Origin of the sequence: Streptomyces endocoffeicus (genome assembly GCF_016741935.1) — a bacterium.
In the GTDB taxonomy this organism is placed as follows: Bacteria; Actinomycetota; Actinomycetes; order Streptomycetales; family Streptomycetaceae; genus Streptomyces; species Streptomyces endocoffeicus.
Genome location: NZ_JAERRG010000068.1, coordinates 1 through 23,048 on the forward strand (window position 1 = coordinate 1; position 23,048 = coordinate 23,048).

General features: G+C 70.5%; 20 protein-coding genes and 5 pseudogenes. 11 read left to right on the forward strand and 14 right to left on the reverse strand.

All coding sequences use genetic code 11. The features are described 5' to 3' along the window. The 6 genes and pseudogenes from JK364_RS56590 to JK364_RS52550 form a co-directional block, all read right to left on the reverse strand. Window positions 1-185: pseudogene (locus tag JK364_RS56590) on the reverse strand (hypothetical protein); the annotation flags it as partial. A 485-nt stretch (window positions 186-670) separates the two neighbouring features. Continuing rightward, window positions 671-1,435: a response regulator transcription factor gene (locus JK364_RS52530; protein ID WP_201858580.1), complete on the reverse strand. Its 765-nt coding sequence runs from the start codon at window positions 1,433-1,435 to the stop codon at window positions 671-673. A gap of 52 nt (window positions 1,436-1,487) precedes the next feature. Further along, entirely contained in the window at window positions 1,488-4,148 is a 2,661-nt protein-coding gene (locus JK364_RS52535) for an FtsX-like permease family protein (RefSeq protein ID WP_201858581.1), read from the reverse strand. Further along, a complete protein-coding gene (locus tag JK364_RS52540; RefSeq protein ID WP_201858582.1) occupies window positions 4,145-4,897 on the reverse strand; it encodes an ABC transporter ATP-binding protein in 753 nt (250 codons plus the stop codon). The genes JK364_RS52535 and JK364_RS52540 overlap by 4 nt, the downstream gene beginning before the upstream one ends. Further along, complete coding sequence (locus JK364_RS52545) at window positions 4,894-5,592, reverse strand: ABC transporter ATP-binding protein (protein WP_201858583.1); 699 nt, start codon at window positions 5,590-5,592, stop codon at window positions 4,894-4,896. The genes JK364_RS52540 and JK364_RS52545 overlap by 4 nt, the downstream gene beginning before the upstream one ends. After that, window positions 5,592-6,218 (reverse strand): hypothetical protein, encoded by a 627-nt coding sequence (locus JK364_RS52550; RefSeq protein WP_201858584.1) that lies wholly within the window; start codon window positions 6,216-6,218, stop codon window positions 5,592-5,594. The genes JK364_RS52545 and JK364_RS52550 overlap by 1 nt, the downstream gene beginning before the upstream one ends. Before the next feature lie 151 nt (window positions 6,219-6,369). On the opposite strand from JK364_RS52550, the gene JK364_RS52555 reads away from it, so the two are divergent. Beyond that, window positions 6,370-7,677 carry a sensor histidine kinase gene (locus JK364_RS52555; protein WP_230993890.1) on the forward strand — a complete coding sequence of 436 codons (1,308 nt, stop codon included), beginning with the start codon at window positions 6,370-6,372 and terminating at the stop codon, window positions 7,675-7,677. A gap of 44 nt (window positions 7,678-7,721) precedes the next feature. Here JK364_RS52555 and JK364_RS52560 read toward each other — a convergent pair whose 3' ends face one another. From JK364_RS52560 to JK364_RS52570, 3 genes are all read right to left on the reverse strand, one after another. Beyond that, entirely contained in the window at window positions 7,722-8,024 is a 303-nt protein-coding gene (locus tag JK364_RS52560) for a hypothetical protein (protein WP_201858585.1), read from the reverse strand. 156 nt (window positions 8,025-8,180) lie between these two features. Continuing rightward, complete coding sequence (locus JK364_RS52565; protein ID WP_201858586.1) at window positions 8,181-8,807, reverse strand: hypothetical protein; 627 nt, start codon at window positions 8,805-8,807, stop codon at window positions 8,181-8,183. Continuing rightward, window positions 8,808-9,485, reverse strand: coding sequence for a response regulator transcription factor (locus JK364_RS52570; protein WP_201858587.1), 678 nt, complete (start codon window positions 9,483-9,485; stop codon window positions 8,808-8,810). A gap of 237 nt (window positions 9,486-9,722) precedes the next feature. On the opposite strand from JK364_RS52570, the gene JK364_RS52575 reads away from it, so the two are divergent. Next, window positions 9,723-10,940 carry an AbrB family transcriptional regulator gene (locus JK364_RS52575; protein ID WP_201858588.1) on the forward strand — a complete coding sequence of 406 codons (1,218 nt, stop codon included), beginning with the start codon at window positions 9,723-9,725 and terminating at the stop codon, window positions 10,938-10,940. A 144-nt stretch (window positions 10,941-11,084) separates the two neighbouring features. After that, on the forward strand, window positions 11,085-11,450 hold the full coding sequence (locus JK364_RS52580) for a hypothetical protein (protein WP_201858589.1): 366 nt from the start codon (window positions 11,085-11,087) through the stop codon (window positions 11,448-11,450). 78 nt (window positions 11,451-11,528) lie between these two features. Here JK364_RS52580 and JK364_RS52585 read toward each other — a convergent pair. After that, window positions 11,529-12,099 (reverse strand): annotated as a pseudogene (locus tag JK364_RS52585) (alkaline phosphatase family protein). 289 nt (window positions 12,100-12,388) lie between these two features. Between JK364_RS52585 and JK364_RS52590 the strand changes: the two are divergent. Next, entirely contained in the window at window positions 12,389-13,546 is a 1,158-nt protein-coding gene (locus JK364_RS52590) for a putative hexosyltransferase (RefSeq protein ID WP_201858590.1), read from the forward strand. Between the two features lie 139 nt (window positions 13,547-13,685). On the opposite strand, the gene JK364_RS52595 is transcribed toward JK364_RS52590, so the two are convergent. Then, a complete protein-coding gene (locus JK364_RS52595; protein WP_201858591.1) occupies window positions 13,686-14,618 on the reverse strand; it encodes a M48 family metalloprotease in 933 nt (310 codons plus the stop codon). Beyond that, window positions 14,615-14,983 carry a BlaI/MecI/CopY family transcriptional regulator gene (locus tag JK364_RS52600; RefSeq protein ID WP_201858592.1) on the reverse strand — a complete coding sequence of 123 codons (369 nt, stop codon included), beginning with the start codon at window positions 14,981-14,983 and terminating at the stop codon, window positions 14,615-14,617. Before JK364_RS52600 ends, JK364_RS52595 begins: the two co-directional genes overlap by 4 nt. A 107-nt stretch (window positions 14,984-15,090) precedes the next feature. Between JK364_RS52600 and JK364_RS52605 the strand changes: the two genes are divergently transcribed. The 5 genes and pseudogenes from JK364_RS52605 to JK364_RS52625 all read left to right on the forward strand — a co-directional run bounded on the left by JK364_RS52605 (window position 15,091) and on the right by JK364_RS52625 (window position 18,867). Next, entirely contained in the window at window positions 15,091-15,759 is a 669-nt protein-coding gene (locus JK364_RS52605) for a DedA family protein (RefSeq protein WP_201858593.1), read from the forward strand. Further along, window positions 15,756-16,361: a phosphatase PAP2 family protein gene (locus tag JK364_RS52610; RefSeq protein ID WP_201858594.1), complete on the forward strand. Its 606-nt coding sequence runs from the start codon at window positions 15,756-15,758 to the stop codon at window positions 16,359-16,361. Before JK364_RS52605 ends, JK364_RS52610 begins: the two co-directional genes overlap by 4 nt. Continuing rightward, on the forward strand, window positions 16,358-17,092 hold the full coding sequence (locus JK364_RS52615) for a phosphatase PAP2 family protein (protein ID WP_201858595.1): 735 nt from the start codon (window positions 16,358-16,360) through the stop codon (window positions 17,090-17,092). Before JK364_RS52610 ends, JK364_RS52615 begins: the two co-directional genes overlap by 4 nt. Then, a complete protein-coding gene (locus tag JK364_RS52620) occupies window positions 17,046-17,708 on the forward strand; it encodes a response regulator transcription factor (RefSeq protein WP_201858596.1) in 663 nt (220 codons plus the stop codon). The genes JK364_RS52615 and JK364_RS52620 overlap by 47 nt, the downstream gene beginning before the upstream one ends. After that, a pseudogene (locus JK364_RS52625) lies at window positions 17,705-18,867 on the forward strand (sensor histidine kinase). Before JK364_RS52620 ends, JK364_RS52625 begins: the two are co-directional and overlap by 4 nt. Here JK364_RS52625 and JK364_RS52630 read toward each other — a convergent pair. Together JK364_RS52630 and JK364_RS52635 are read right to left on the reverse strand one after the other, a co-directional pair. Then, on the reverse strand, window positions 18,848-19,759 hold the full coding sequence (locus tag JK364_RS52630; RefSeq protein WP_201858597.1) for a COG4705 family protein: 912 nt from the start codon (window positions 19,757-19,759) through the stop codon (window positions 18,848-18,850). The pseudogene JK364_RS52625 and the gene JK364_RS52630 sit on opposite strands and share 20 nt — an antisense overlap. Before the next feature lie 155 nt (window positions 19,760-19,914). After that, window positions 19,915-20,454: pseudogene (locus JK364_RS52635) on the reverse strand (COG4705 family protein); the annotation flags it as partial. Window positions 20,455-20,676: 222 nt separating this feature from the next. Here JK364_RS52635 and JK364_RS52640 point away from each other — a divergent pair. Both JK364_RS52640 and JK364_RS52645 read left to right on the forward strand, forming a co-directional pair. After that, complete coding sequence (locus JK364_RS52640; RefSeq protein ID WP_230993892.1) at window positions 20,677-21,300, forward strand: integrase core domain-containing protein; 624 nt, start codon at window positions 20,677-20,679, stop codon at window positions 21,298-21,300. A gap of 207 nt (window positions 21,301-21,507) precedes the next feature. Next, a pseudogene (locus tag JK364_RS52645) lies at window positions 21,508-22,613 on the forward strand (IS110 family RNA-guided transposase). The last annotated feature ends 435 nt before the right edge of the window (window positions 22,614-23,048 follow it).

Here is a 23,048-nt window from a genome sequence, read left to right on the forward strand (position 1 = left end):
TAGTCGGCGGCCAGTTTCCGCAGCACCCAGGACGAGACCGGCGTGGGCAGGGTGCGCAGGGTGCGGATCAGCGTCGCCGTGGGCCACGGGAAGTGCGCCTGTGCGGGTTCGTTTTCCAGGGCTCGTACGACGTGCCGGGCCGCCCGTGGAACCAGCGCATGATCTCCTACGCCCTCGAACGCCAAAGAGTCTTCGTCCTCGGCTTCGCACTCGCTCAGAACGCCACAAGCCGACGCGTCCACAGCGAACGGCACACCACCGCGCAGGACGATCGGTCCGGAATCGCCATGTCAGGTAAGGCGACATGATCAGCCGTGCAGGATCGTTTGGCTTCGGCCGTTGCCTGGTCACACCCGCCAAGTGAGTCCGGCCTCAGCTCCGGCAGGCGTCGGCGTGCCGAGCGGGGCCGCGGCCCCCGTCGAGCAGGGCCGGGACGAGCGGCAAAGCGACGGACCGTTTCCTGTCCTGGGGTGCAGCAGGCGCATCCCGGTCGGCATCCGCAGGCGTCCCCGCCCTGAGGCGGGAACATCGCCTGCGGCGGCGGGCGGGACGGCGCAACAGCCTCCCCGGCGCCCTGGCCCCGGGAGACACCGGCGGAACGCGTGCACGCATCGTGGGCCAACACGCCGCAGGACCTTGGGCTCACAGTCCGGAAGAAGAGTGTCCAGGATCACCGGGATATGTCACCAGTCTCCTCTCCCTGAGTCGCCGGCGGTTCGAGTCGGTACCCGTGCCCGCGCAGTGTCGTGAACTCGGGAAGTGCGAGGGGGACGGCCGAGGAGACCGCGGCCGCGTGCAGTCGGCGACGCAGGGAGGACATGGTGACGTCCAGGGTTTTCGTTGGGCCGAACCAGTTTTCGTCCCACACCCGCGCCATGAGCGTCTCCCGGGAAACCGCCTGCCCCGGGTGTTTGACGAGGACGGCCAGGAGTTCGAACTCTTTCGGGCGCAGTTCGACTTCGCGGTCACCGAGCCGGCAGCGGCGCGCTGTGATGTCCACGGTCAGGTCGCCGATGCGGACCGGTTCACTCGGTCCGGGCGGGCCGGCCGAGCGGCGGCGCAGGTGGGCCCGGAGGCGGGCGAGCAGCACGGTCAGGGAGAAGGGTTTGACCAGGTAGTCGTCGGCCCCCGCGTCCAGACCCACGATGACGTCGATCTCTTCGCTGCGGGCGGTCAGGATGAGGATGAGGACATCGGGGTGGTCATCGCGCAGTTGCCGGGCGACGTCGATGCCGTCCATGTCGGGGAGGCCGAGGTCGAGGAGGACGACGTCTGTGGGGAGCCGACGAGCCTCGACCAGTCCGGAGCCCCCGGTCCGGGTCCAGGTCACGGTGTAGCCGTTGGACCGCAGTCCTGCCTCCACATGCCGTCCGATGACGTCGTCGTCCTCGATGACCAGTACGGATACCGCGTCCTTGGCACCTGTCGTCCGCATGCTTTGAATCGTAGGTCCGGTGGCCGCCCGGAGCCGCGCGGACGGGCCGTCGTCAGAGTTCACGCAGCTCTTCCACGGCCGGCCGGGCGGATCTGCGGACTCCGCTCAGCGCCGCGCCGACGATGGCCGCGAGGGCTGCCGCCAGAGTCAGGGCCAGATACGGCCAGGGCACGGCCACGGCTTCCGGTGGTGGATCGAAGACGCCGGTGAGTACCTTGACGAGCATCTGGGTCAGGGCCCAGCCGATGAGCGCGCCTCCGGCCAGGCCCGCCGCGGTGAGCGTGGCGGCCTCGCTGAAGACCAGTCCCCTGAGCTGCCGCCGGGTGGCGCCGAGGACGGTGGCGATGGCGAAGGTGCGGCGCCGTTCGGCGAGGCCGAGAGCGAGGACGATGCCGCCCGCGCCGGCTGCCAGAAGGACCGCGAAGGCGAGTTCGATCCGGGTGAGCCCGGACAGGTCCACGGAGGTGAGGCTGGACCCGACCTGGGACCGGGTCTGGGTGATGTCGGTGACCTTCGCAGAGGTGCCGAGCTGGTGGCGCAGCCGCGCGGCGACAGCCTTCTGGTTGCCGCCTCCGGTGTCCACCAGGAAGGTGCCGACCGCGTCGCTACCGGTGGTCTTGGCGATGTAGCCGGCGTTGGCGACGAAGAAGCTGTCGCGCGGTGCGGTGGGGAATTCCTTGACGACGCCCGCGTAGTGGAACGGCACAGTGTGGAACGACTTGGTGTGGGCGTCTTGCAGCCGCAGCTTGAGCGTGTCGCCGGGGGCCAGTTGGAAGTCCTTGACGGTCTCTTCGCTGACCAGGAGGGAGTCCGGCCGGGTGGCCAGTTTGGACATCAGGCTCTTGGCGCTGCCACCACTGAAGTAGGCGTTCTGGAGGGAGGTGGCGGAGGTGACGGTGGACGGCCGGACCCCGTACAGGTCCTGCAAATCCGCTCCGACGTAGGCGAACCGGTGCTGAAGCGGTTCCACGTGGCGCACCCCCGGGATCGCCGCCAGAGGGTTGGCCGCGCTGGGTCCGGTGCGGGAGCCCGGTGACTGGGTCACTGTCACATCGGCGCCGTTGGTGAGCCGGGCGTCGACCTCGGCCTGCTGCCGGTAGGTGGAGTTGAACGCCGCGGTGGACACGGCGAAGGACAGGGCCAGCGCGAGCAGCACAACGGCCCGGGCCAGCGGGCGGCGCTGCCGGGACAGGCTCGCCGCGGTGGTTCCGGCCATGGCACCGGTCAGTGGCCGGACCAGCCGGGCGAGCGGACGCCGCCCGTGGGCCAGGGCGAGGGTCACCAGCCGCCACAGCAGAAGGGCGGAGCCGAGCCAGAGCAGGGCCGGCCCCAGGAAGGCCCAGTACGACACGGAGATGGTGGGGACGCCTTCCGGGGCCAGGACCAGGGAGTAGTTGTTGGAGCTGGATGCGCGGAAGACGAAGTAGGACACGGCCAGCAGGATGAGGTCCGGGTAGAACTTCATCCAGCGCGGTGTGCCCGCCCGGCCCACCACCCGGCGGGCCTCGGCGACGGTGCCCTGCCGCAGATCGCGCACCGCGGGCACCAGGACGGCCGCCGCGGCGATGACCAGCCCCAGCAGCAGGGCGAGCGCGAACCAGCCGGCCGCCGATGCCCCGGTGGAGCCGAAGGACGCCGTACCGAAAGCGGCCCGGCCCACACCCGCGGCGATACCGATGCCCAGTAGGCCCCCGACCACGCCGACGGCGGCGGATTCGGTCACCGCGAGACCGACGACCTGGCGGAAACCGAGCCCCCGGGTGCGCAGCAGGGCCTGCTCGCGCCGTCGCCGGTCGGCTCCGGCTCCGGCCACCGTCGCGGTCAGCAGGGCGGCCAGCACCGCCCCGGGCACGCCGAGGAAGAGGAAGAGGATCTGGGCGTAGAGGGCGTCCTGGCGTGCGCTGTCGAGCGCGGCCCCGAGGTTGTCGCCGACCAGCCCGCCCCCGGCGGTGCGCGCCTCGGTGTTGTGCGCGGCACCGGTCACCGCGGTGTACGCGGCGGCGGGGTCGGCGGGCAGCCGGGCGTCCCGGGCGACATGGATCTGTGTGGTGACCGCGGCCGGGTCGGCGGCCTTGATGGGCGCCGTGGCCCTGGTGAACTGTGCGGCGGGCAGCAGGATGACATTGTCGGGTGGCGCGGTGGGCTGGGACTGGGGAGGGGCGCCGACCTTCTGGAAGAGGGAATCGGCCTGGGGCAGGTCGACCACTCCGGCCACCTTCACATGGGCCGGACCGCCTCCCGGGCGGCCGATGGTGATGGTGTCGCCGGGGGCGACATGCAGATTGGCCGCGGTCTGCTGGGCGATGAGCACCCCGGAGGCGCTGCCCGTGAGCTGCCGTATCTCGCCGGGGAAGGCGGAGCGGTAGCCGGGTGGCAGGCCGAGCACGACCCCCGGGCCGGTGCTCTGAGTGGATCCGCCGGTCCTGGCGTGGAAACCGGTGCTGTGCGCGAATCCGACGGGGAGCGCGGTGCGTGTGCCGGGCGCGGACCGTACGGTGTGCAGCACCGAGGCCGGTTTGGCGCCCGGCTGGACCTGGACCTGCCAGCCGACCGCGACCGAGCGCACCGCGCGGTCGGTCATGGTGGATTTGGAGGCGGTCAGAAAGGAGCCGAGCGCGGCGACCAGCGCCACGGCGAGCGAGATGCCGAGCGCGGCGGCGAGGAGCCGGCCACTGCGGCGCCGGACGAGCCCGGACAGCCAGGTAATGATCACGATGTCTCCCCTTGTGCCGCGTTCGGCCGCGCCCGCGGCGCGGCGCGCGGTGTGGAGGCGGCTGGGGCGGGGGCCGTGGTGGCCAGCCGCCCCTCGTGCATGGGCCAGCGCTCGGTGAGGCGTTCGCCGACGGTGGGATCGTGGGTGGTCACCACGAGCGCGGCGCCCAGTTCGGCCGCGGTGTCCAGCAGGACGTCCATCACATGGCGGCCGGTCGCGCGGTCGAGCTGTCCGGTGGGTTCGTCGGCGAGGACCACTTTCGGGCGCAGCGCGAGCACCCTGGCCACCGCCACCCGCTGCGCCTGGCCGCCCGAGAGTTCCTCGGGCAGCTTGTCCGCGAGGTCCGCGACACCGACCGCGTCGAGGGCGGAGAGCGCGCGCCGGCGGGCCTCGGGCTCCGCCGTACCCGACAGGACCAGCGGCAGTGCCGCGTTCTCCACCACGTCGAGCGCCGGGATCAGGCTCGGGGACTGGAAGACGACGCCGATGTCATGGGCCGTGGCGGGGCGGCCGAGGGCGGGCCAGCCGATCTTCCCGCTGGTGGGCCGTTCCAGTCCGGCCATCAGGTGCAGCAGCGTGGACTTGCCGGATCCGGAGGGGCCCATGATGGCGATGCGGTCGCCGGTCCGTACCTGGAAGGTCGCGCCGTGCACCGCGACGACGGCGTTCTCGCCCCGGCCGTAGGTGCGGGCGGCGTCGCGGCAGTCGATGAGGGTGTCGACGAGGAGGCCGGTGTCGGGGGCCTTCACGGCTGGATCCTTCCGTCGCGCAGGACCAGCACACGGTCGGCGAAGCTGACGACCTCGGTGTTGTGGGTGACGACCAGCACTCCGCGGCCGGCGTCGGCCCGGCTCCCCAGCAGGCCGAGCACGCGCTGCTCGGTCCGTCCGTCCAGCTCGCCGGTGGGTTCGTCGGCGAGGAGCACATCGGGGTCGTTGGCCAGGGCGACGGCCAGCCCCGCACGGGCCAGTTCACCGCCGGCCAGTTCATGCGGCAGGGCGTGTGCCCGGCCGCTCAGGCCCACCCCGTCGAGCAGGGCGGCGATGTCGGACACGTCGCGGCGGCCGGCGGCGGCCTGGGCGATCCGGATGTTCTCGCGTACGTCCAGATGGGCGATGAGGTTGCCGGACTGCAGCAGGACGCCGATGCGGCGGGCGCGCAGCCGGGCCCGCTGGGCCTCGGGGCGATGGCTGATCCGCTCCCCGCCGACGTGGACGTAGCCTCCGGCCGGTTCGTCCAGCCCGGCCAGGCATGCCAGCAGGGTGGACTTGCCCGAACCGGAGGGGCCGACGACGGCGACGGTCTCGCCGCGCTGGACGTGGAGGGACACCCCGCGCAGGGCGAGGGTCTCCTCCTCTCCGGTGCGGAAGAACCGGTACAGCTCCCTGGCGTCGAGGGCGGTCGCCCCGTCGGCCCGCGCGGCTGCCGTGGAGGTGGTGGTCATCACTGCCACCGGAGCGAATCGCTGACGATGCGCCAGGGGTCGACGTTGTCGGCGCCGACCGGGCCGGCCAGGGTCAGGACGACCTGCCGGCCGTTGTGGAAGAACACGTACCGCTCCACCGAGTCCCGCACGCGCTTCCCCGTCACCTGATTGGGGGGCGAGTCCGTCCGGTAGGTGATCCGGATGGCCGACCCGGCCTTCCGGTGGACGGTGGTGACACCGCCGAGTGCGAAGTGCGGCGCCTGCTTGCGGAGGGCCGGAACCATGTGTGCCCTCACCGACTGGACGGTGGGCGCGGTCCCGGCGGAAGCCTGAGCGATCTCGACCTTGTTGAGCTTGTCGCTGAACGTGGTGGTCGCGTGGGTGGCGGAGCGGGCCCAGCCCTCGGGCACCTTGACCGTGAACCCTCCGGCGGGCGGCCGGTAGGCAACGTACACCTGGTTGTCGGGAATATCACCGGGCGGGTTGGACTCGGCGGGGGCCGGGCCGGTCCGCTGGGTGGACGACGCCCCTGAAGAGGCCTTGGAACCGCTGTGAGAGCTCCCGCCGGAACCGGCGCAGCCCGCGACCACCGCGGTGGTCAGGGCGACGGCGGCGGGAACGGCGAGGATGGCTCGCTTGCTCATGGTGTCCTCCACATAGGCGAACCGCTGGTGTCTCCGACGCTAGAGAGGAGGTGGTAAACGCTCGCCACGACGACGGTTAGACGACGGCAAAACCGGTCGGTGGTGTCCCTGCCTCGGCCTCACCGGGCGCGCCCGCCCTCATGATGGGCGTATGAGACAGCGCGTGATGCGGGTGGCCGTGATGGCGGTGCTGGTGGCGCTCGTCCTCCTCGCCGCGCCGCTGGCGTTCGGGATCCAGACGTCCTTCTTCACGGACGAGCGCGATGAGCTGGAGCGCGTTGCCCTGGCGGCCGCGGTCCATGTGCCCCCGCAGTTCGTGGCGGGCGACCATGTGGAACTGCCCGCCCATGAGCGGGGAACCGACGTCGGGGTGTACGACCTCTCCGGGCGGCTGCGCGACGGCAGCGGTCCAAGGAAGGCGGACGCGATCACCCAGGCAGCCAAGGGCGGGACGGTGGCCCGCGGGCGCGGCGACCACCAGATCGTGGTGGCCGTGCCCATAGCGACCGGCGAGCAGGTGATCGGCGTGGCCCGCGCCTCGACCGGGACACCTCAGGTCTGGCAGCGCGTCATTCTGGCCTGGCTCGGCCTGGCCGGTGCCGCCCTGGTGGCGCTCATCACGGCCGTCGTGGTGGCACGCCGGCAGGCGCGTACGCTCTCCGCACCGTTGGAGGCGCTCTCGGCGAAGGCCGGAGCGGTGGCGGAAGGGGATCTGACCGCGCGCGCCGAAGGCAGCGCGATCGCCGAGATCGACCAGGTGGCGCGTACCCAGAACACCATGGTCGAGCAACTGGCCCGATGGCTTGAGCACGAGCGCCACTTCACCTCCAACGCCTCCCATCAGCTCCGCACCCCGCTCGCCGGTCTGCAACTGGGTCTGGAGGCGGCCGCCGCCGACCCCGGCACGGATCTGCGAGCGGCCGTGGGCGAGGCCCTGGAACAGGTCCGGCATCTTCAGCGGACCGTGGACGAGGTACTCCGGCTGGCCAGGGCGACGCCACGCCCCGGCGTTCCCCCGACCACCCGGCCCGCTGCCGAGGTGGTCGAGGGGGTGGAGCGCCGCTGGCACGGCACGTTCGCCGCCGAGGGCCGCCGTCTGGACTTCGGTGTCGAGCCCGGCGGGGAGCGTCTGCGGATCCCCGACCGCACCGCAGAGCAGATTCTGGACGTCCTGCTGGACAACGCCCTGCGCCATGGCCGCGGCACGGTCGAGGTCACGGTGCGCGAGATGGGCGGCGCGGCCGCCGTGGATGTGTCCGATGAGGGCTCGCTGACGCTCGACCGGCGGGCCGTCTTCGACCGGGGCACGACGACCTCCCGGTCCGGCAGCGGCATCGGCCTGACGCTGGCACGGGAGATGGCCGAGGCCGCGGGGGGCCGCCTCACGCTCGCCCGGGCGGCACCCACCACCTTCACCCTGCTGCTGCCGGTCGCGGAGCCACCGCCGTCACCCGCTTGAGGCGGGCGGTGGCGTGACCGCTCGCCTCAAGCGACGCCCACTTTCTACTCCTTGCCCTGGAACTCGTGGTTCGTCTTTGCGGAGGGGTCGGCGTGGCCTCCGGGGCCGTCCGACTGGTTCTCGTGCTCTCCGTTCTCCTCGTGCTCCCCGTGTTCGCCGTCACTCTTCGACGCACCGGACTGGTGCGCACCGGGGCCCGGCGGAGTGGGCTTCTGCACCGTGGTGGACACCGAGGACGCGGCATGAGCCGGCTCCGAGGACGCCATGGCGGCGCCCCCTCCGAGAACGGTCGCGACGACGGCGGCCGTGGACGCGGCGAGAAGTGCCGCCTTCCTGCGCGTATTCATGATCACCTTCACTTCCGGTTCCGCATGGACCCTCCATCCGGAACATGTGCATCCTGCGCCGCCGCGGCTGAGATGAAGCTGAGGGGAGGTGACGGGGCCACGGAACCCCTCCCGGGGTTCTCAGCAGCCTCTCAGCTTCATTTGAGCCACGGCCACCTACTCTGAATGTGGACATTCAGTAATGAAAGGGAGGGAAGGGGCGGGCGCCACCAGCGCCGTCAGCGCCGGGACACCGATCACCAGGCCGGTGGTCAGACTGGACAGGGTGTGCTCGGCCTGGGCCAGGGACACCGCCACGACGATGGTGGCGGGCCGGTCCCCCACGCGGGTTGGCCGGGCCAGTACGCGGAAGTCCCCTTCGTCGCCGATCTTGAGGTCGTGGAGGGTCGTGGCACGGCCCGCGACGACCTGCGGGGGAAGGGGGTTCGGAAACCCGCTGGGACTGCCCGGGCCCGTGTCGTAATCGGAACTGGCCCGTACCTTCCCCGAGGCGTCGAGCACCTCGACCACGTCGGCGTCCCCTCCATTGGACGGTATGAGGGAACGCAACTGGTCGTGCCTGATGAGAGCCGAGACGTCGGACAGCCGCTGGCGCTCTGTGGTGTCCAGAGCGCGCCACATCGAATACTTGAGGCCGAGCAGCAGCCCGAGACCGGCCGCGACCGTCGCGATGGCGACGACCGTCGTGGCCCACATGGTGACTCGCGTACGCAGGCTCAGCTTTCTCGTCAGCCGTCGCACCCGGGCGAAGGACAGGCGGTCGGCGAGACGGCGCCGGGACACTCAGCCGCCCTTCCCGTCCAGCCGATAGCCGACGCCCCGCACGGTCTCGACGGCGGACCGGCCGTACGGGGTGTCGATCTTGCGCCGGAGGTAGCCGACGTAGACCTCGACGATGTTCGGGTCGCCTTCGAACCACGCGTCCCAGACCTGAGCGAGCAGGTCGGTCTTGCTCACCACCGTGTCGGGGTGGCGCAACAGGAACTCCAGCAGTCCGAACTCGCGCGGCGTCAGCTCGAGGGTCTCCTCACCACGACCGCACCGGTGGGCGGCCGGATCCAGCCAGAGATCACCCGCACGGAGAACCGGCGGCCGCTGCGGGGCGCTGCGGCGCAGCAGCGCGCGGATCCGGGCCAGCAGCACCACGAAGGAGAAAGGCTTGGTCAGATAGTCGTCGGCACCCAGATCGAGCGCGTCCGCCTCGTCGTACTCCCCGTCCTTGGCCGTCAGGATCAGAACGGGAGTGGCGATCTCCGCGGCGCGCAGCGTGCGGCAGACGTCGTAGCCGTTACGCCCAGGAAGCATCAGGTCGAGCACGATCACGGCGTAGTCGTGGTGCCTGACCAGACGGAGGGCCTTCTCACCGTCCTCGGCGATGTCGACGTCGAACCCCTCGGCGCGCAGCCCACGGTCCACTGCGGCGGCGATGTTCTGCTCGTCCTCGACCACCAGCACCCGCACGCGCATCACCTCGTGGCCGATCGGTCGGATCCCCCGGAAGGCTGATCCCCCCTTGCGAGTCTAGGGGCCGACGCGCTGGTCGGCCGCGCGCTCTCAGCGGGCTCTCAGGGTCTCCTCAGCGCTCACTCAGGGTTCTCAGTGCCCGCACAGGCCGTGCACGGCACAGTGGAAGGTGCCTGCTTACCACGCAGGCGTCGAGTTCAACGGACATGCCGTCAACCGACGAAAGGCGTCAACGTGGCTCCGACTTCCGCGCCGCGGCGAACGCCTGAGCGCTCGCCCAGCACCGCGCCGAAGCCCGCCCCGCAAGTCTCCGAGCTCCGCGTCTCCCGCCCGGCTCCCGTCGGACGCTGGGCCCTGATCATCGCCGGGGGGTACGCGACGGGTCTCACGGCCTCCGCCTTCGGCGTTCCCGCCCCCTACCTCCTGGCCTCGTTGCTGGTCGGCGCCGCCCTGGCGCTGTGCGGGGTGGTCCGCGACCGGCTGCCGGCGCCGGCGGGCCGCGCCTCTCAGGCGCTGGTCGGCGCTCTCATGGGCAGCTACCTCACCCCGGCCGCCCTCGTCTCCGCCGCCCCCGTCGCGCTGCCCATGACCGTGGTCACCGCGGCCACCATCACGCTGAGCGTCGGGATCGCCTGGCTTCTGGCCCGCCGTGGCCGCATCAGTCGGCCCAGCGCCGTCCTCGGTATGGTGCCCGGCGGTTCCGCCGCGATCGTCACCTGCGCCGACGAGTTGAACGCCGATGTACGGCTCGTCGCGTTCACCCAGTACCTGCGCGTCGGCCTCGTCGCCACCACCGCCCCGCTGGCCGCCCACTGGATGACCTCCGGCCGGCCATCGGCCGCATCGGGCCACCCAGGCGGGGGCGGGATCACCGGAACCGGCCTCACGCACCTCGTGGCGGGGGCGGACCAGCTCAGCGGCCTGCTCGCCCTCGCGGCCGTCTGCGCCGCCGGCTCCTGGGCCGGCCGACGGCTGCGACTGCCCACACCCATGCTGATCGGCCCCATGCTGGTCGCCCTCGTCGCCACTCTCAGCGGCGCCGTGCCCGGCTTCGCGCCCGTGGGAGTGCTGCAGAACTTCGTCTTCGTCCTCGTCGGCCTGGACGTCGGCGTACGTTTCACCCGCCAGACGCTCCGCAGCATGCGGCGCCTGCTGCCGCCGATCCTGGTCTGCATGACGGTCGTCTGCCTCGGCTGCGCCGGACTGGCGTGGGTCTTCGCCGGCCTGACCGGCACACCGTTCACCGACGCCTATCTCGCCACGACACCCGGAGGGATCAACGCGGTCCTCGCCACGGCTGTCTCCTCCCATGCGGACGTGGCCCTGGTCTCCACCGTCCAGAGTCTGCGCTTGCTGGTCGTCGTCCTGGTAACCCCGCTGATCATCCGCCAGTTGGCCGCGAGCCGACCGCAACCGCCGTCCCGCCTGGGTGGGGACATGGCGCGGACCTGACCGATTGACCGACTGACCACCACCGACTGACCGACCGCCCAGCCGTCGAAAGGGGTTCCCGTGGAAGCCTCGTGTCCCGCCTCACGCCAGCGATGGGCCGCACTCGTCGATCGCGGAAACGGATGCGTCGAGACATGCGACATCGTGGAGTGGCGACGCGAGGACGAGGAACTCGTCGGCTACATATGCGACACGGGCGGCACGGCCCAAGGGGACAAGGGCCGCGTCGTCCGTGCTGACCGCCACCCGGGTTTCCTGACCTACGAACGACGGCCGCAGGTGGTCGGCGCTCTCCCCGGGATGGGATGGACGGTCTGCTACCGCCTCGACCCACCGCCCGATGGCGCCCCTGGCGCCGATGGCCTCGAACGCCGTCCGGTGCTCGCCTGGCTCGTGTACGACGACGGAACGGTCACGCCGTGCGACGCGGACCACGACGGCCTCGTCTACTGCAGCACGGACACCCCGGAACTCGTTCACATCGAGCCACCGGACCCGGCGCTCAGCTGACCGCCTGGCGTCGTCAGGTCAGCCGAGCGCCTCCCCCAGCAGGGCGGCCGTCTCGGCGGTCCGCGGACGTATGCGCGCTCAGCTCACCCAGATACCGGTGATGTCCGACGCGGTGGTGGCGTGCCCGGCGTGCGAGGTGCCGTACATGTCCTCGATGGTGCGCAGCACGTCGTAATGGTCGTACCTGGTCGCCGATCTGCTGCCCGCGGCCACCGGCTGACCGTACAGCACCGTGGCGATCTTGTTCTTGCTGTGCTGGTTGTCCTCGTCAAAGGTCACCACGAGAAGGCTGTTGTGGGTCTCGGCCCAGGCCGCGTAGGCGCCGAGGTGCTTCTGCAACCAGGTGTCACCGGTGGAGACCGGGCAGTCATAGCTGGCTGGGGTGGGCGGTGGCGTAGGAGTTGGTCAGGACGGCGCCGCCCCTGCCCAATGCGTTGATGTACGGAGCGCTGGGGCTGCCGATGATCTGGTCGTACGCGTGATTCTCCATGACGACGACGACCACGTGGTCGGGCGTGGGGACATGTCCGGCCCTGTGCCCGGTTCCTGCGGCTCCCGTCCACGGCGCGGCCACCGCCGCGGCGACGCCGAGGGCGTAAGCGAGCAGACGGACGGCACTCCGGGGGCGTGTTGGGGACGAGGCGATCACGGGGCCTCCGGTCACAGCAGAGCCGGAAGAAATATCGGTTTTTATTCTTCATGTTTCCGGTCGGTCTCGCGCCCGAGGCCCGCGCTCGGTCAGCGCTGAGTAATCCGTGCGGACGGCTCCGGCGCGTGCGGGTGGCCACGAGATGCCATGGTGACGATATGACCAGGCAGGACCTGGCGATGTCGCATGAGTCGAAGCCGCTTCTCGCGTAGAGGATCGCCTCGTGAAACCCCGGCCGACGGCCATCAGCGTCGAAACAGAGGGCAGCCCTGCCCTTCGATACCACCGCTTGCGCGCGGCAGCCCGTGACGCGGCGCCCGCCGTACTGGGCTTCGCCCTGGTGCGGGCCGTCGGGGTGGCGGTGCTCCTGTACTGGGGCCACCGGCGTGGAGATCCAGCACTGGAAAGATTGGCGACGATATGGGACGCCGAGCGGTACGGAAATATCGCGGTGAACGGATACGACTGCGGCCTGCCCGTACTCGCGACCAGTCCGCAGGCAGGGAACGCTTGCTCCAACCTGGCGTTCTTCCCGCTGTATCCGGCCCTGATCCGGCTCGTGCACGCCCTGACGTCGCTGCCCGTCCCGCATGCCGCTCTTCTGATCTCCTGGCTCGCGTCCCTGACCGCGGCCTGGGGGATCTTCGCCGTTGCCGCCTGGCGCAACGGCAAGCACACCGGAGTGCTGGCCGCGGTGCTCTGGGGAGCGCTGCCGCATGCCGTGGTGGAGAGCATGGCCTATACGGAAGCACTGTTCACGGCCTTGGCCGCCTGGTCCCTGTATGCGGCGTTGACCCAGCGCTGGATATGGGCCGGCGTCCTGTGCGCGTTGGCGGGGCTGACCCGGCCCAGCGCGGTGGCCCTGGTGGTCGCGATCGACGGGGCGGCAGCCGTCGCCTTGGTACGAATCCGCAGACGTCCGGCACGGCAGCCGGCAAAGGCAGGATGGCGGCCTTGCCTGGGTGCGCTGATCGCCCCGCTGGGCTGGCTGGGGTTCATCACATGGGTGGGTGCCCGGCTCGGCCACTGGGACGGTTACTTCGTCGTCCAGAGACTGTGGCGTTCCCGATTCGACTGGGGGATCACCACAGTCCGCCAGTTGGGCCGGGTCTTCCTTCATCCCACGTCCGTGCCGTTCGCCTGGATGGTCGTGGCGCTCGTGCTGTGCGCCGCCATAGCCCTCGGAGCCGTGACAGTGACGCACGGCCAGCCGCTGCCGCTCGTGGTGTACAGCGTGGGCCTGTTGGTGATCGCTGTCGGGGACTCGGCGTTCTTCGGCGTTCGGGCCCGATTCCTCCTGCCCGCCTTTCCCCTATTGCTGCCGTTGGCGATCGGGCTGGCCCGAGTCCGCTCCGGCAGCGTGCGCGTCCTCCTGCTGGGCTCGACGACTGTCCTGTCCGCGTTGTACGGCGCTTACCTGGTCTTCGCCGTCGATCACGCACCGTAGTAAGCGGTCACTGGTCCCTGATGCTGCGCGGGACGTCGCGCGGCCCGTGCGCCCCGATCTTTTTGACGCCCGCCGCGCCCTCCAGTTCGACGGAACCTGTGGTTGGTTGTCCGCGGATACCGGTTGGGCACTCTCCGTTTCAGCGGCTTGCCTCGCCCTGGGCGACTTCGATGTCCTGGTGGACGCTGAGTGCGCCGGTCGCCGCGGTGGCGCAGGAGATCACCGCGCAGGCGGCCAGGAGAACGGCGATCCACGGCAGGATGCGCGGTGTTCGTGCGGCTGGGGACAGGAGGGCGGCCACACGCCGCGGCACAGGACCTGTGGTCGCCGCCGGTGTGAACGCCGGGCGATCCGAGTCCGCCGCGTGCGCGGCCAGGGCGGCTCGGGCGATAGCGCGGGCGGTCAGGCGCCGGTCGCCGACCGCGGTGGCGGCCGCCTCGTCGGCGGCGCGTTCCGCGACCAGCCGGACCGCTTCACGGACCGCTCGCAAGGCGGGGTGGCAGTGAGCGGCGAGTTCCGCCGCGGCCAGGAAGTAGCGGTGGCCGCCGGTGTTGTGGGCGCGCTCGTGCGCGAAGAGGGCCTCCCGCTCGTCCGGCCGCAGGGCACGCAGCATGCCGGTGGTGACGACGATGCGGTGCGGGCGGCCGGGCAGGGCGTAGGCGTCCGGGTGCGGGGAGTCGACGACGCACAGGTCGCCTGCGGTGGACCGGCGTTCGGCCTGGGAGCGGGCGGTGCGCAGCCCTGCGGCCTGGCGCACGGCCGAGCGCCCGAGCGCAAAGGTGCCGAGCGTGAGCAGACCGGCGGCCAGGGCGGCCACGGGCAGGATCAGCCGTTCGGAGGGCGTCCGCAGAGGGTGGACCAGCTCACCCAGCGCGGCAAAGGCCGGGATTTTGAGCAGGCCGGTCACCGCGAAGGTGCCGAGTGCCGCGACGGTACCGGCTGCGAGGAGGAGCGCGGAGACGGTGAGGGTCCACAGGGCGGCCACCGGCGAGCGATGGTCGAGGATCCGGCGGGCCAGGAAAGGCGACGCACAGGGCAGAAGGAGCGGGATCAGCAGAAGCGTGGTCGTCATAGGCCCTCCTCCAGCAGTCGCCGCAGGACCTGCTCGTCGTCCGGGGTGAGCTGGGCGACGAAGCGGGCCAGAGCGCTCTCCCGGTCGCTGTCGCGGGCGAGTTCGCCGTGCATGCGCAGAGCGGTCAGGCCGTGCGGGTCCTGTATGGGGCGGTAGGCGTAGCCGCGGCCCTGCCGCTCCCGCTCCAGGGTCCCCTTCTCATACAGGCGGGAAAGGATCGTCGTCACGGTCGTCCGCGCCAGGCCTGAGGAGAGCTCGGCCTGGACCTGGGCCGGGGTGAGCGGCGTGTCCGAAGCCCACAGGGCGGCCATCACGGCCGCCTCCAGCTCACCCGCGGGTCGGCGCTCGTCCTTCGCGTCGGTCATGGGAACGATTCTCACCCCACCATCGTCTACAGTGACGCAGACCGTCTACAGGATTGTAGTCGGTCGGGGTATGCATCCGGTTGTCCGCAGGGAAGGGACTCATGCCGATGACCACACCCGTGGTCCTATCGTCGCAGCTCGCTGTGAACCCGCTCGACGCGAACTCGCTGCTGGCCGCGTTCGGCGTGCTGGGTGTCGGTGCGGTGATGTTCGCTGAGACGGGATTGCTGATCGGCTTCTTCCTGCCGGGCGACTCCCTGCTGTTCACGGCGGGCCTGCTGTGCACGGGCACGGGGGAGCACGGCGTACGGCTGTCCCTGGGCCCTCTGCTGGCCGCCGCGGCGTTCGGCGCGCTGGCGGGTGCGCAGTGCGGTTATCTCATCGGGCGCCGGGCCGGCGGTGCCCTGCTCGCTCGCAGCCGCTCCGCCCGGCTGCACGAGGGGGCGAAGCGGGCGGAGGAGCTGCTGGCGCGGTACGGGCATGCGAAGGCCATCGTTCTGGCGCGATTCGTGCCGGTGGTGCGGACCGTCCTCAATCCGCTGGCAGGGGCGCTGGACGTGCCCGTCCGGGTGTTCACCGTCTGGCAGGTGGTCGGTGGCCTGGTGTGGAGCGTCGGCCTGTCCCTGGCGGGATACGCGCTGGGCTCCGCGATCCCCGGCGTGGACCGCTATCTGCTGCCGCTGGTGGCGCTGATCGTGGTGGTTTCGCTGATTCCGCTCGCCGCCGAGCTGCACCGCAACCGCAGGCAGGCCAGGGCGAAGGAGGCCCGCGGATGACCTCCGCGCTCGGCGGAGCGTCGATCGACGGCTCCGCGTACACGGATGTGGTGGACCTGGCGGGGCGCTCGCCCGGCTGGTTGGACACCGCGGTGACGACGTGGTCGGCGTACGGGCTTGCGGTGTTCGCTCTGCTGATGGTCCTGGGCTGGTGGCAGGCCCGGCGGACAGGAGCGGTGACGGCGGTGACGGCGTTGGCCGCGCCGGTGGCCGTGGTCCTGGCGTACGGCGTGGATGCCGTCCTGAAGCTGGTGGTGCGTGAGGACAGGCCGTGCCGGAGCCTGCGCGTGAGGACGCTGGAGGCGTGTCCGGCGCCGGGTGACTGGTCCTTTCCCAGCAATCACGCGGCGATCGCGGCGGCGACCGCCGTGGCGCTGGTGTTCGTCTCACGTCGCCTGGGAGCGGTCGCGGCCGTTGCCGCGCTCGCCATGGCGGCCTCCCGGGCCTGGGTCGGCGTGCACTACCCGCACGACGTCGCGGTCGGCGTGCTCGTGGGCGTGCTCGTGGCCTCCGCTGCGATGATCCTGTTGCGGCGGTGGGCGCGGACACTTGCCCGTCACCTGAGCGCCACTGTGCTGCGTCCGCTCCTGGCTGCCCCGTGAACCGCAGGGACGCCGCAGGGCTGGCGGGCAGTGCGGGCCTCGGCGCCTGGACGGTGCTGGGAGTGCTGACCATGGTGGTCGTGGGCGGCGGTGGCGCTCCGCTGTGGCTGGACGACGGCCTTCTCTCGTGGTCAGTCGGCCACCGCCCCGATGTGGCGCTGGCCCTGGCACGCGGGCTGACGGCCACCGGAACCGGTGTCATCCCGTACGTCCTCGCCGCGCTGGCCGGCGTCGTGATGGTGCGGACGGCGCGGCGCAGGCTGCTCGCCGCCGCACTCTGCACGGCCTGCCTCGGTGCGGGACAGGCGCTTCGGTTCGGCGTGATGGAGCTCATCCACCGGGCCCGGCCGCCGCGGGATGGCTGGGCCACGCACGCGAGCGGCTGGGCGTTCCCGTCGGGGCACACCACCACGGCCGCACTGACCGCCGGGCTGCTGATCGTGGCGCTGAGCCTGCGCGCCCCGCGCGGCGGGACGGCGCTTGGCGTCGCCGTCGGCTGCTGGGGCCTGCTGGTCGGACTCACTCGCGTCTACCTCGGGGTTCACTGGTTCACCGATGTCGTCGGCGGCTGGCTGTTCGCCGTCGGCTGGCTCGGAGTGTGCCTGTGCGCCGCGGCCCACTGGCTGCCCGCATCCTTCCTCAACCACGCGAACCACCCGGCCGTAGGGCCGGAGGAGGAGGACCATGCGCCCCAGAATCCTGGTCGTCGAGGACGATCACGCCCTGCGTGACGTCCTGCGCCGCGGCCTGTACGACGAGGACTTCGACCCCGTCCCCGCCGCCGACGGCGCCACCGCCCTGCGGCTGGCCACGGCGAACGTGGCGGCAGCCGTGCTGGACATCGGCCTGCCCGACGCGGATGGACGGGATGTGTGCCAGGCCCTCCGCGCGAACGGGTTCCTCGCCCCAGTGATCTTCCTGACCGCTCGGCAACACATCACCGACCGGCTGCCCGGGTTCTCCGCGGGGGGCGACGACTACTTACCGAAGCCGTTCCACCTCGCCGAACTCGCCGCCAGGCTGCGAGCCGCGCTCAAGCGGTCCTCTCCGCGTTCCCCGGCCGCAGTCGGAGACCTGACGCTGGACGCGGTCCGGCACAGAGTGATCGTTCGCGACACCCCCGTCGCCCTGTCCCCGACAGAGTTCCGACTGCTGGCCGCGCTCGTCGCCGCAAGCGGAGACCTCGTGCGCCGTCGCGACCTGGTCAGGGCCGGCTGGCCCGAGGGCGCGCAGGTCAGCGACAACACCCTCGACCAGTACCTGACCCGGCTGCGCCGCAAGCTGCGCGAAGTCGGCAGCACTCTGACCATCGGCACGGCACGCGGGATCGGCCACCGGCTGTCATGAGGTCTTTCCCGGGCCACCTGGCTCCACGCACGCTGCGGGGCCGGCTCTCGCTCATCGCGCTGACCACCGCCGCACTGCTGATGACGGTCCTGACCGTGGTGTTCAACACCATGGTCGACCGACACCTGCGGCACCAGGCGGACGACGAGCTGCGGACCCGTGCGGACGCGGTGGCCACGACCGTCGACACCAGTGGTTCGCGGGTGCGCGTGCTGGAGACCGCCAACGACCAGTTCCTCGACGCCAACGTCTGGATCTACGCCGGCACCCACCTGCTCGAACAGCCGACCCCCACCGCGGCCGACAGCCCGCTGACCCGGGCCGCCGCGCGGCTCACCGCACAGGGCAGCCGTGCCTGCGCGACCGTCCACGCTCCGTCCGCCTGTGCTCCCGGCCCGTATCCGGCCGTCACGCCGCCATGGTGGTCACGGCCTTGGACCTCACTCCGTACCGGAACTCGGCCGACACCCTGCTGCTGGGATCGCTCGTCCTGGACGGCGTGATGCTGATCTGCACCTACGCGCTGACCCGCCTCTCGGTGGGTCGGGCACTGCGCCCCGTGCGGGCCATGACCGAGCAGGCCACCCGGGGACGCCCCCGCTCCGCCGAGGAGACCCGTGCCAGTCACCAGGTGATAGCCGAGGCCACCCAATCCATGCTCACGATCTGCGACACGTTGCTGAACGACGCCCGCGAAAATGCGCGGAGCCCTTCAGCGGTCCCAGGTACGACCGATGTCGTCCCCGTTCTGCAGCGTCTCGCCCAGCAGCTCGACGCACCGCATCCGGTGAAGGCCACGGTGAAGGCGGTCTGTCCACAGCTGGAGGCAGGTGTCACGCCGGCTCTGCTCGAACGCATCGTCAACCCGCTGCTCACCAACGCCGTCCGATACGCCCACTCGCGCGTGACCGTGTCCGCGCACCGCAGGCCCGGCTCTGTTCTGATCGACGTCGTCGACGACGGGGCCGGTGTACCGGAGGCATTCGCCTACGAGCTGTTCCAGCCAGGTCGACGCGCCGACGCCACGGACGGGCACGACGGCGCGGGACTGGGGCTGCCGCTCGCGCGGCGCCTGGCCCGCGCCGTCGGCGGCGAGGTGTCCTACGATCCCGGGCACGCGCCAGGGGCCCGGTTCACGGTCACCCTGCCTGCCGGGTGAGGGGCTGCTCCTGCTCGGAGAGCGTCACCGCGTTCTTCTTCTCCTGCACGTGGGCGTAGGCCATCAGGCCGAACAGGACGGCGAGCAGGACGGCCGAGGAGCCGGCGGTGCCGAGGTTCAGGCCACCCTTGGCGACCGGCTTGGTGAGGAAGTCACCGGCGGTGGCGCCGAGCGGGCGGGTGAGGACGAAGGCGATCCAGAACAGCAGCACGTTCGGCACCATCGGCACCTTCATCAGCGCGAGGAGGACGGCGAGTGCCCCGGAGACGAGGAGAGCGCCGCCCAAGTAGCCGAGGCCGGAGCTGTCGGACAGGAAGTCGCCCATGGAGGTGCCGAGGGTGTTGGAGACCAGGATCGCCGACCAGAACAGGGCCTCGCCGCGGAACGTGACGATGTCGCGGATCTGGAAGGTCATTCCGGATACCTTCCAGACCGCGAAGATGACCAGCAGGATCGAGATCAGGATCGCCGCGCCGGTCGGGTAGCCCAGACCCAGGCCCTGTGGGCCCCAGCCGAGCGAGGTGGCGCCGTTCGACAAGAACTTGGCGCTGGCATCACGGTTCATGAAGTCGGACATCGTGGTGCCGGCCATGCTGGTCGACAAGATCACGGTCCAGTAGAAGAACGGGTTGTAGTGCCGCGATCGAAGCTGGACGACCAGAGTCACCACGAAGATCAGGAACAGGGCGATCGTGGTGAGGAAGTAACCCAGCTTCAGCGTCTGCGCGAACAGGTCACCGGCCGTCTCACCCAGTGTTGTCGCGGCGATCTTCATGACCCAGAAGGCCAAGGTGACCTCCGGCAGCTTCTTCATCACCGTCTTGGTTCTGCTCGCCGCGGACTGGTGCGTGCTCGCGACGTCGAGGTCGGTGAGGAGTTCGGGGTTCTCCAAGGTCGGACACTCCTTGTCGAGTGGGGGTACGACGACAGGGCGCTCGCCCCCAGTGGGGTGGGCGCCCTGCTGCCTCGGCCGACCGCGGGCGGCGGGCGAGGCATGCGACCCTGCCAGATGCCGCCTGAACGCATCCTGAACGCCTTTTGCACTGGTCAGGCCGCTTGACGTGCCACGCCCTCCGGCTCGGCGACGTCCCTGCGGGTCACCGTCAGGTACACCACCAGGCCGAGAATGACCGCCAGGAAGAGCACGCTGGTGACGACGGTGCCGAGGCCAAGACCGCCAGCCGCGTTCGGCTGGGAGAGGTAGTCGCCGATCGAGGCGCCGAGGGGGCGGGTGAGAATGTAGGCGATCCAGAAGCTCCATACCGCGTCCAGGCCCAGTGCGAAGTGCGCGACCGCCACCGCCGCGATGACGAGGGCGAACAGGACCGCGGAGAGCCAGTAGCCGAGGTTCATGCCCTCGGAGGCCAGGTCGCCGGCCGCCGTACCGAGGGCGAAGGTGAACAGCACCGCCAGCCAGTAGAACGACTCGCGGCTCGTGGTGTCGATGCTGTGGATGGACAGGGTGCGCTCGCGCCGGTACCGGACCACGAACACGACCGCGAGGACGAGCGCGAACACCGTGGTGCTCGTCTCCAGCGGGACGCCCATGTTGTCGGTGAGGTTGTCGCTGATCAGGGTGCCGACCAAGAGACAGTCGCGCTCACCCAGCGCCTGGCGGAAGAGAACCCCACCTGGGGATACGTCAGAATCCAAGGCGAACTGCGACGGCTTGGCCATCGGATCGCCGCCGCGACGATCCGGCGCGTTCTGCGCCGCTCCGGTCTACCGCCCGCACCGCAGCGAGCAAGCCAGCAGACCTGGCGTTCCTTCCTCCGTTCACAGGCTTACACGTTGCTCGCTTGCGATTTCATGCACGTGGAGACCGTCTTCCTCAGACGTCTCTATGTCTTCTTCGTCATGGAGATCGCCACCCGGCGCGTTCACGTCCTGGGCGTCACCGCCCACCCGACCGGCGCATGGGTCACGCAACTCGCCCGCAACCTGCTGATGGATCTCGGGGAGAGGGCTGAGTGCTTCCGGTTCCTCATCCGGGACCGGGACAGCAAGTTCACCGCCGCGTTCGACGCCGTCTTCGCCGGCAACGGCACAGCAGTCATCCCGACTCCGCCGCAAAGCCCCCGGTCAAACGCGTTCGCTGAACGATGGATACGCACAGCCCGCACCGAGTGCACCGACCGACTCCTCATCACCGGCGAACGACACCTGCGCACCGTCCTCACCACGTACGCGGAGCACTACAACGGGGGACGAGCACACCGCAGCCAAGGATCTACGAGCGCCCGACGACGACCCGAACATCATCCCCCTACCTGCCGCCACGGTCAGGCGCACGCAGGTACTCGGCGGACTGCTCAACGAATACCACACCACGCCACCCCGACCGTCTCACCATCCCCAGGAAACGCCCAGCTCAGCAGCCTGATCGGAATATTGACACCCTTCACGCCAGGTGCGCGTCTTCTGGCTGGGTGACGGCTCTTGCCGGGCTGCTACGGCGGGGCTCCTTCGCAGCCCGCTATATGACTTGGGGGACAGTCGTTCAACAAAGGGAGAGTTGTGGCCGTTCGTGCGGTGTCCCAATAGGGGCCTTGCCGACGATCAGGCGCCATCACAGCTCAGACCGCCCGAGCGGGCCGGTGCCATCCACCCAGCACGTCACAACGTGGGAGGCGAACCACCATGACGATCAGACAGCGCAGCACCTCCTCCAGCACGGATCCCCCCGTTCCGGGCGAGGTCGTCCTCGGCGTGGACACGCACGGCGAGGTTCATGTCGCCGCCGTGGTCTCCCCGCTGGGGAAGGTTCTGGGCACCGAGTCCTTTCCGGCCACGGCGGACGGCTACTGTCGGCTGCTCGTGTGGGCCCGCAGGCTGGGGACGGTGCGCCGGGCCGGTGTGGAGGGCACGAGCACCTTCGGAGCGGGCCTGTCCCGCTACCTGCTGGCCCAGCAGGTCCAGGTGTATGAGGTGAACCGGCCCGACCGCACAGCCCGCCGTCTGCTCGGGAAGTCGGACCCGCTCGATGCGCAGGCTGCTGCGCGGGCCGTGCTCAGCGGTCGCGCCCGAGCCCGGGCAAAATCCGGCGACGGTCCGGTGCACAGCGCCCGGATGTTCAAACTCGCCAAGGGGTCCGCGGTCAAGGCCCGTACTCAGGCGATCAATCAGCTCAAGGCCGTCCTGGTCATAGCCGACCCGGCCCTACGGGAACGACTCTCTCGCCTGGGCAACCGTGAGCTGTTCCGCACCTGCGCGCGTCTCGGCCAGCTCGACGGCGAAGACGCCGGGGGCGATGAGGACGCCGTGGCCCAGGCCACTCACATCACTCTGAGCCTGCTGGCCCAGCGCATCGAGCAGCTCACCGGGCAGATCGATGAGCTCAATCAGCGCCTGACCCGGCTCGTCGAACGCCACGCCCCGCAGCTGCTCGTGCCGGTGGGCATCGGCCCGGACAGCGCCGTCACCTTGCTGATCACGATGGGAGGCAATCCCGAGCGGCTGAACTCCGAGGCGTCCTTCGCCGCTCTGTGCGGAGTCAGTCCCGTCGAGTACTCCTCGGGCCGTCGGAACTCGCGCCGGCTCAACCGGGGCGGCGACCGGCAGGCCAACGCCGCTCTGCACCGCATCGTGTTCACCCGGCTGTGCCAGACCCGCGCACCCAGGCGTACTACGAACGCCGCACCCAGGAGGGCAAGACCCGACGTGAGATCATCCGATGCCTCAAGCGATATGCCGCCCGCGAGGTCTTCAACCTGGTCAGGACGGTATCCAGCCTCCCCCCGTTATAGGAGCCTCCCCCCGTTATAGGGTCCCCCCGTTATAGGGGCGTCTGTAAGACGTGGGAGCGTGTGGGCGTGAGTGAAGAAGACAAGACTACCTTGAAATACCTGGTCAACGGGCCAGAAGAGGCTCCGGTCCTGGTCTTGGGTTCGGCCCTCGGTACAACATGGCACAGGTAGGCGGAACCGTCCATGAGGGTCTAGTCGGTCTGAGACAGTCGCGTAAGTGTCCAGGTCGGAGCCTCACAGTCCGGGGGAGTCCCTGCAGTCTGTGAGGTCTGTGAGGTCTGTGTGAGATGTGCGGCGACTGTTCTGGGCTGACGCGCGTGTTCTCGTTGCAGAGTGTTCAGACCTGCTGCGCCCGAGGTTCAGGGGGCCGTTCGCGGTGAACCGGAGGACGGTGCGGTACGTGGTCACGATCCCTCCGTCACCGTGGCCATGGAA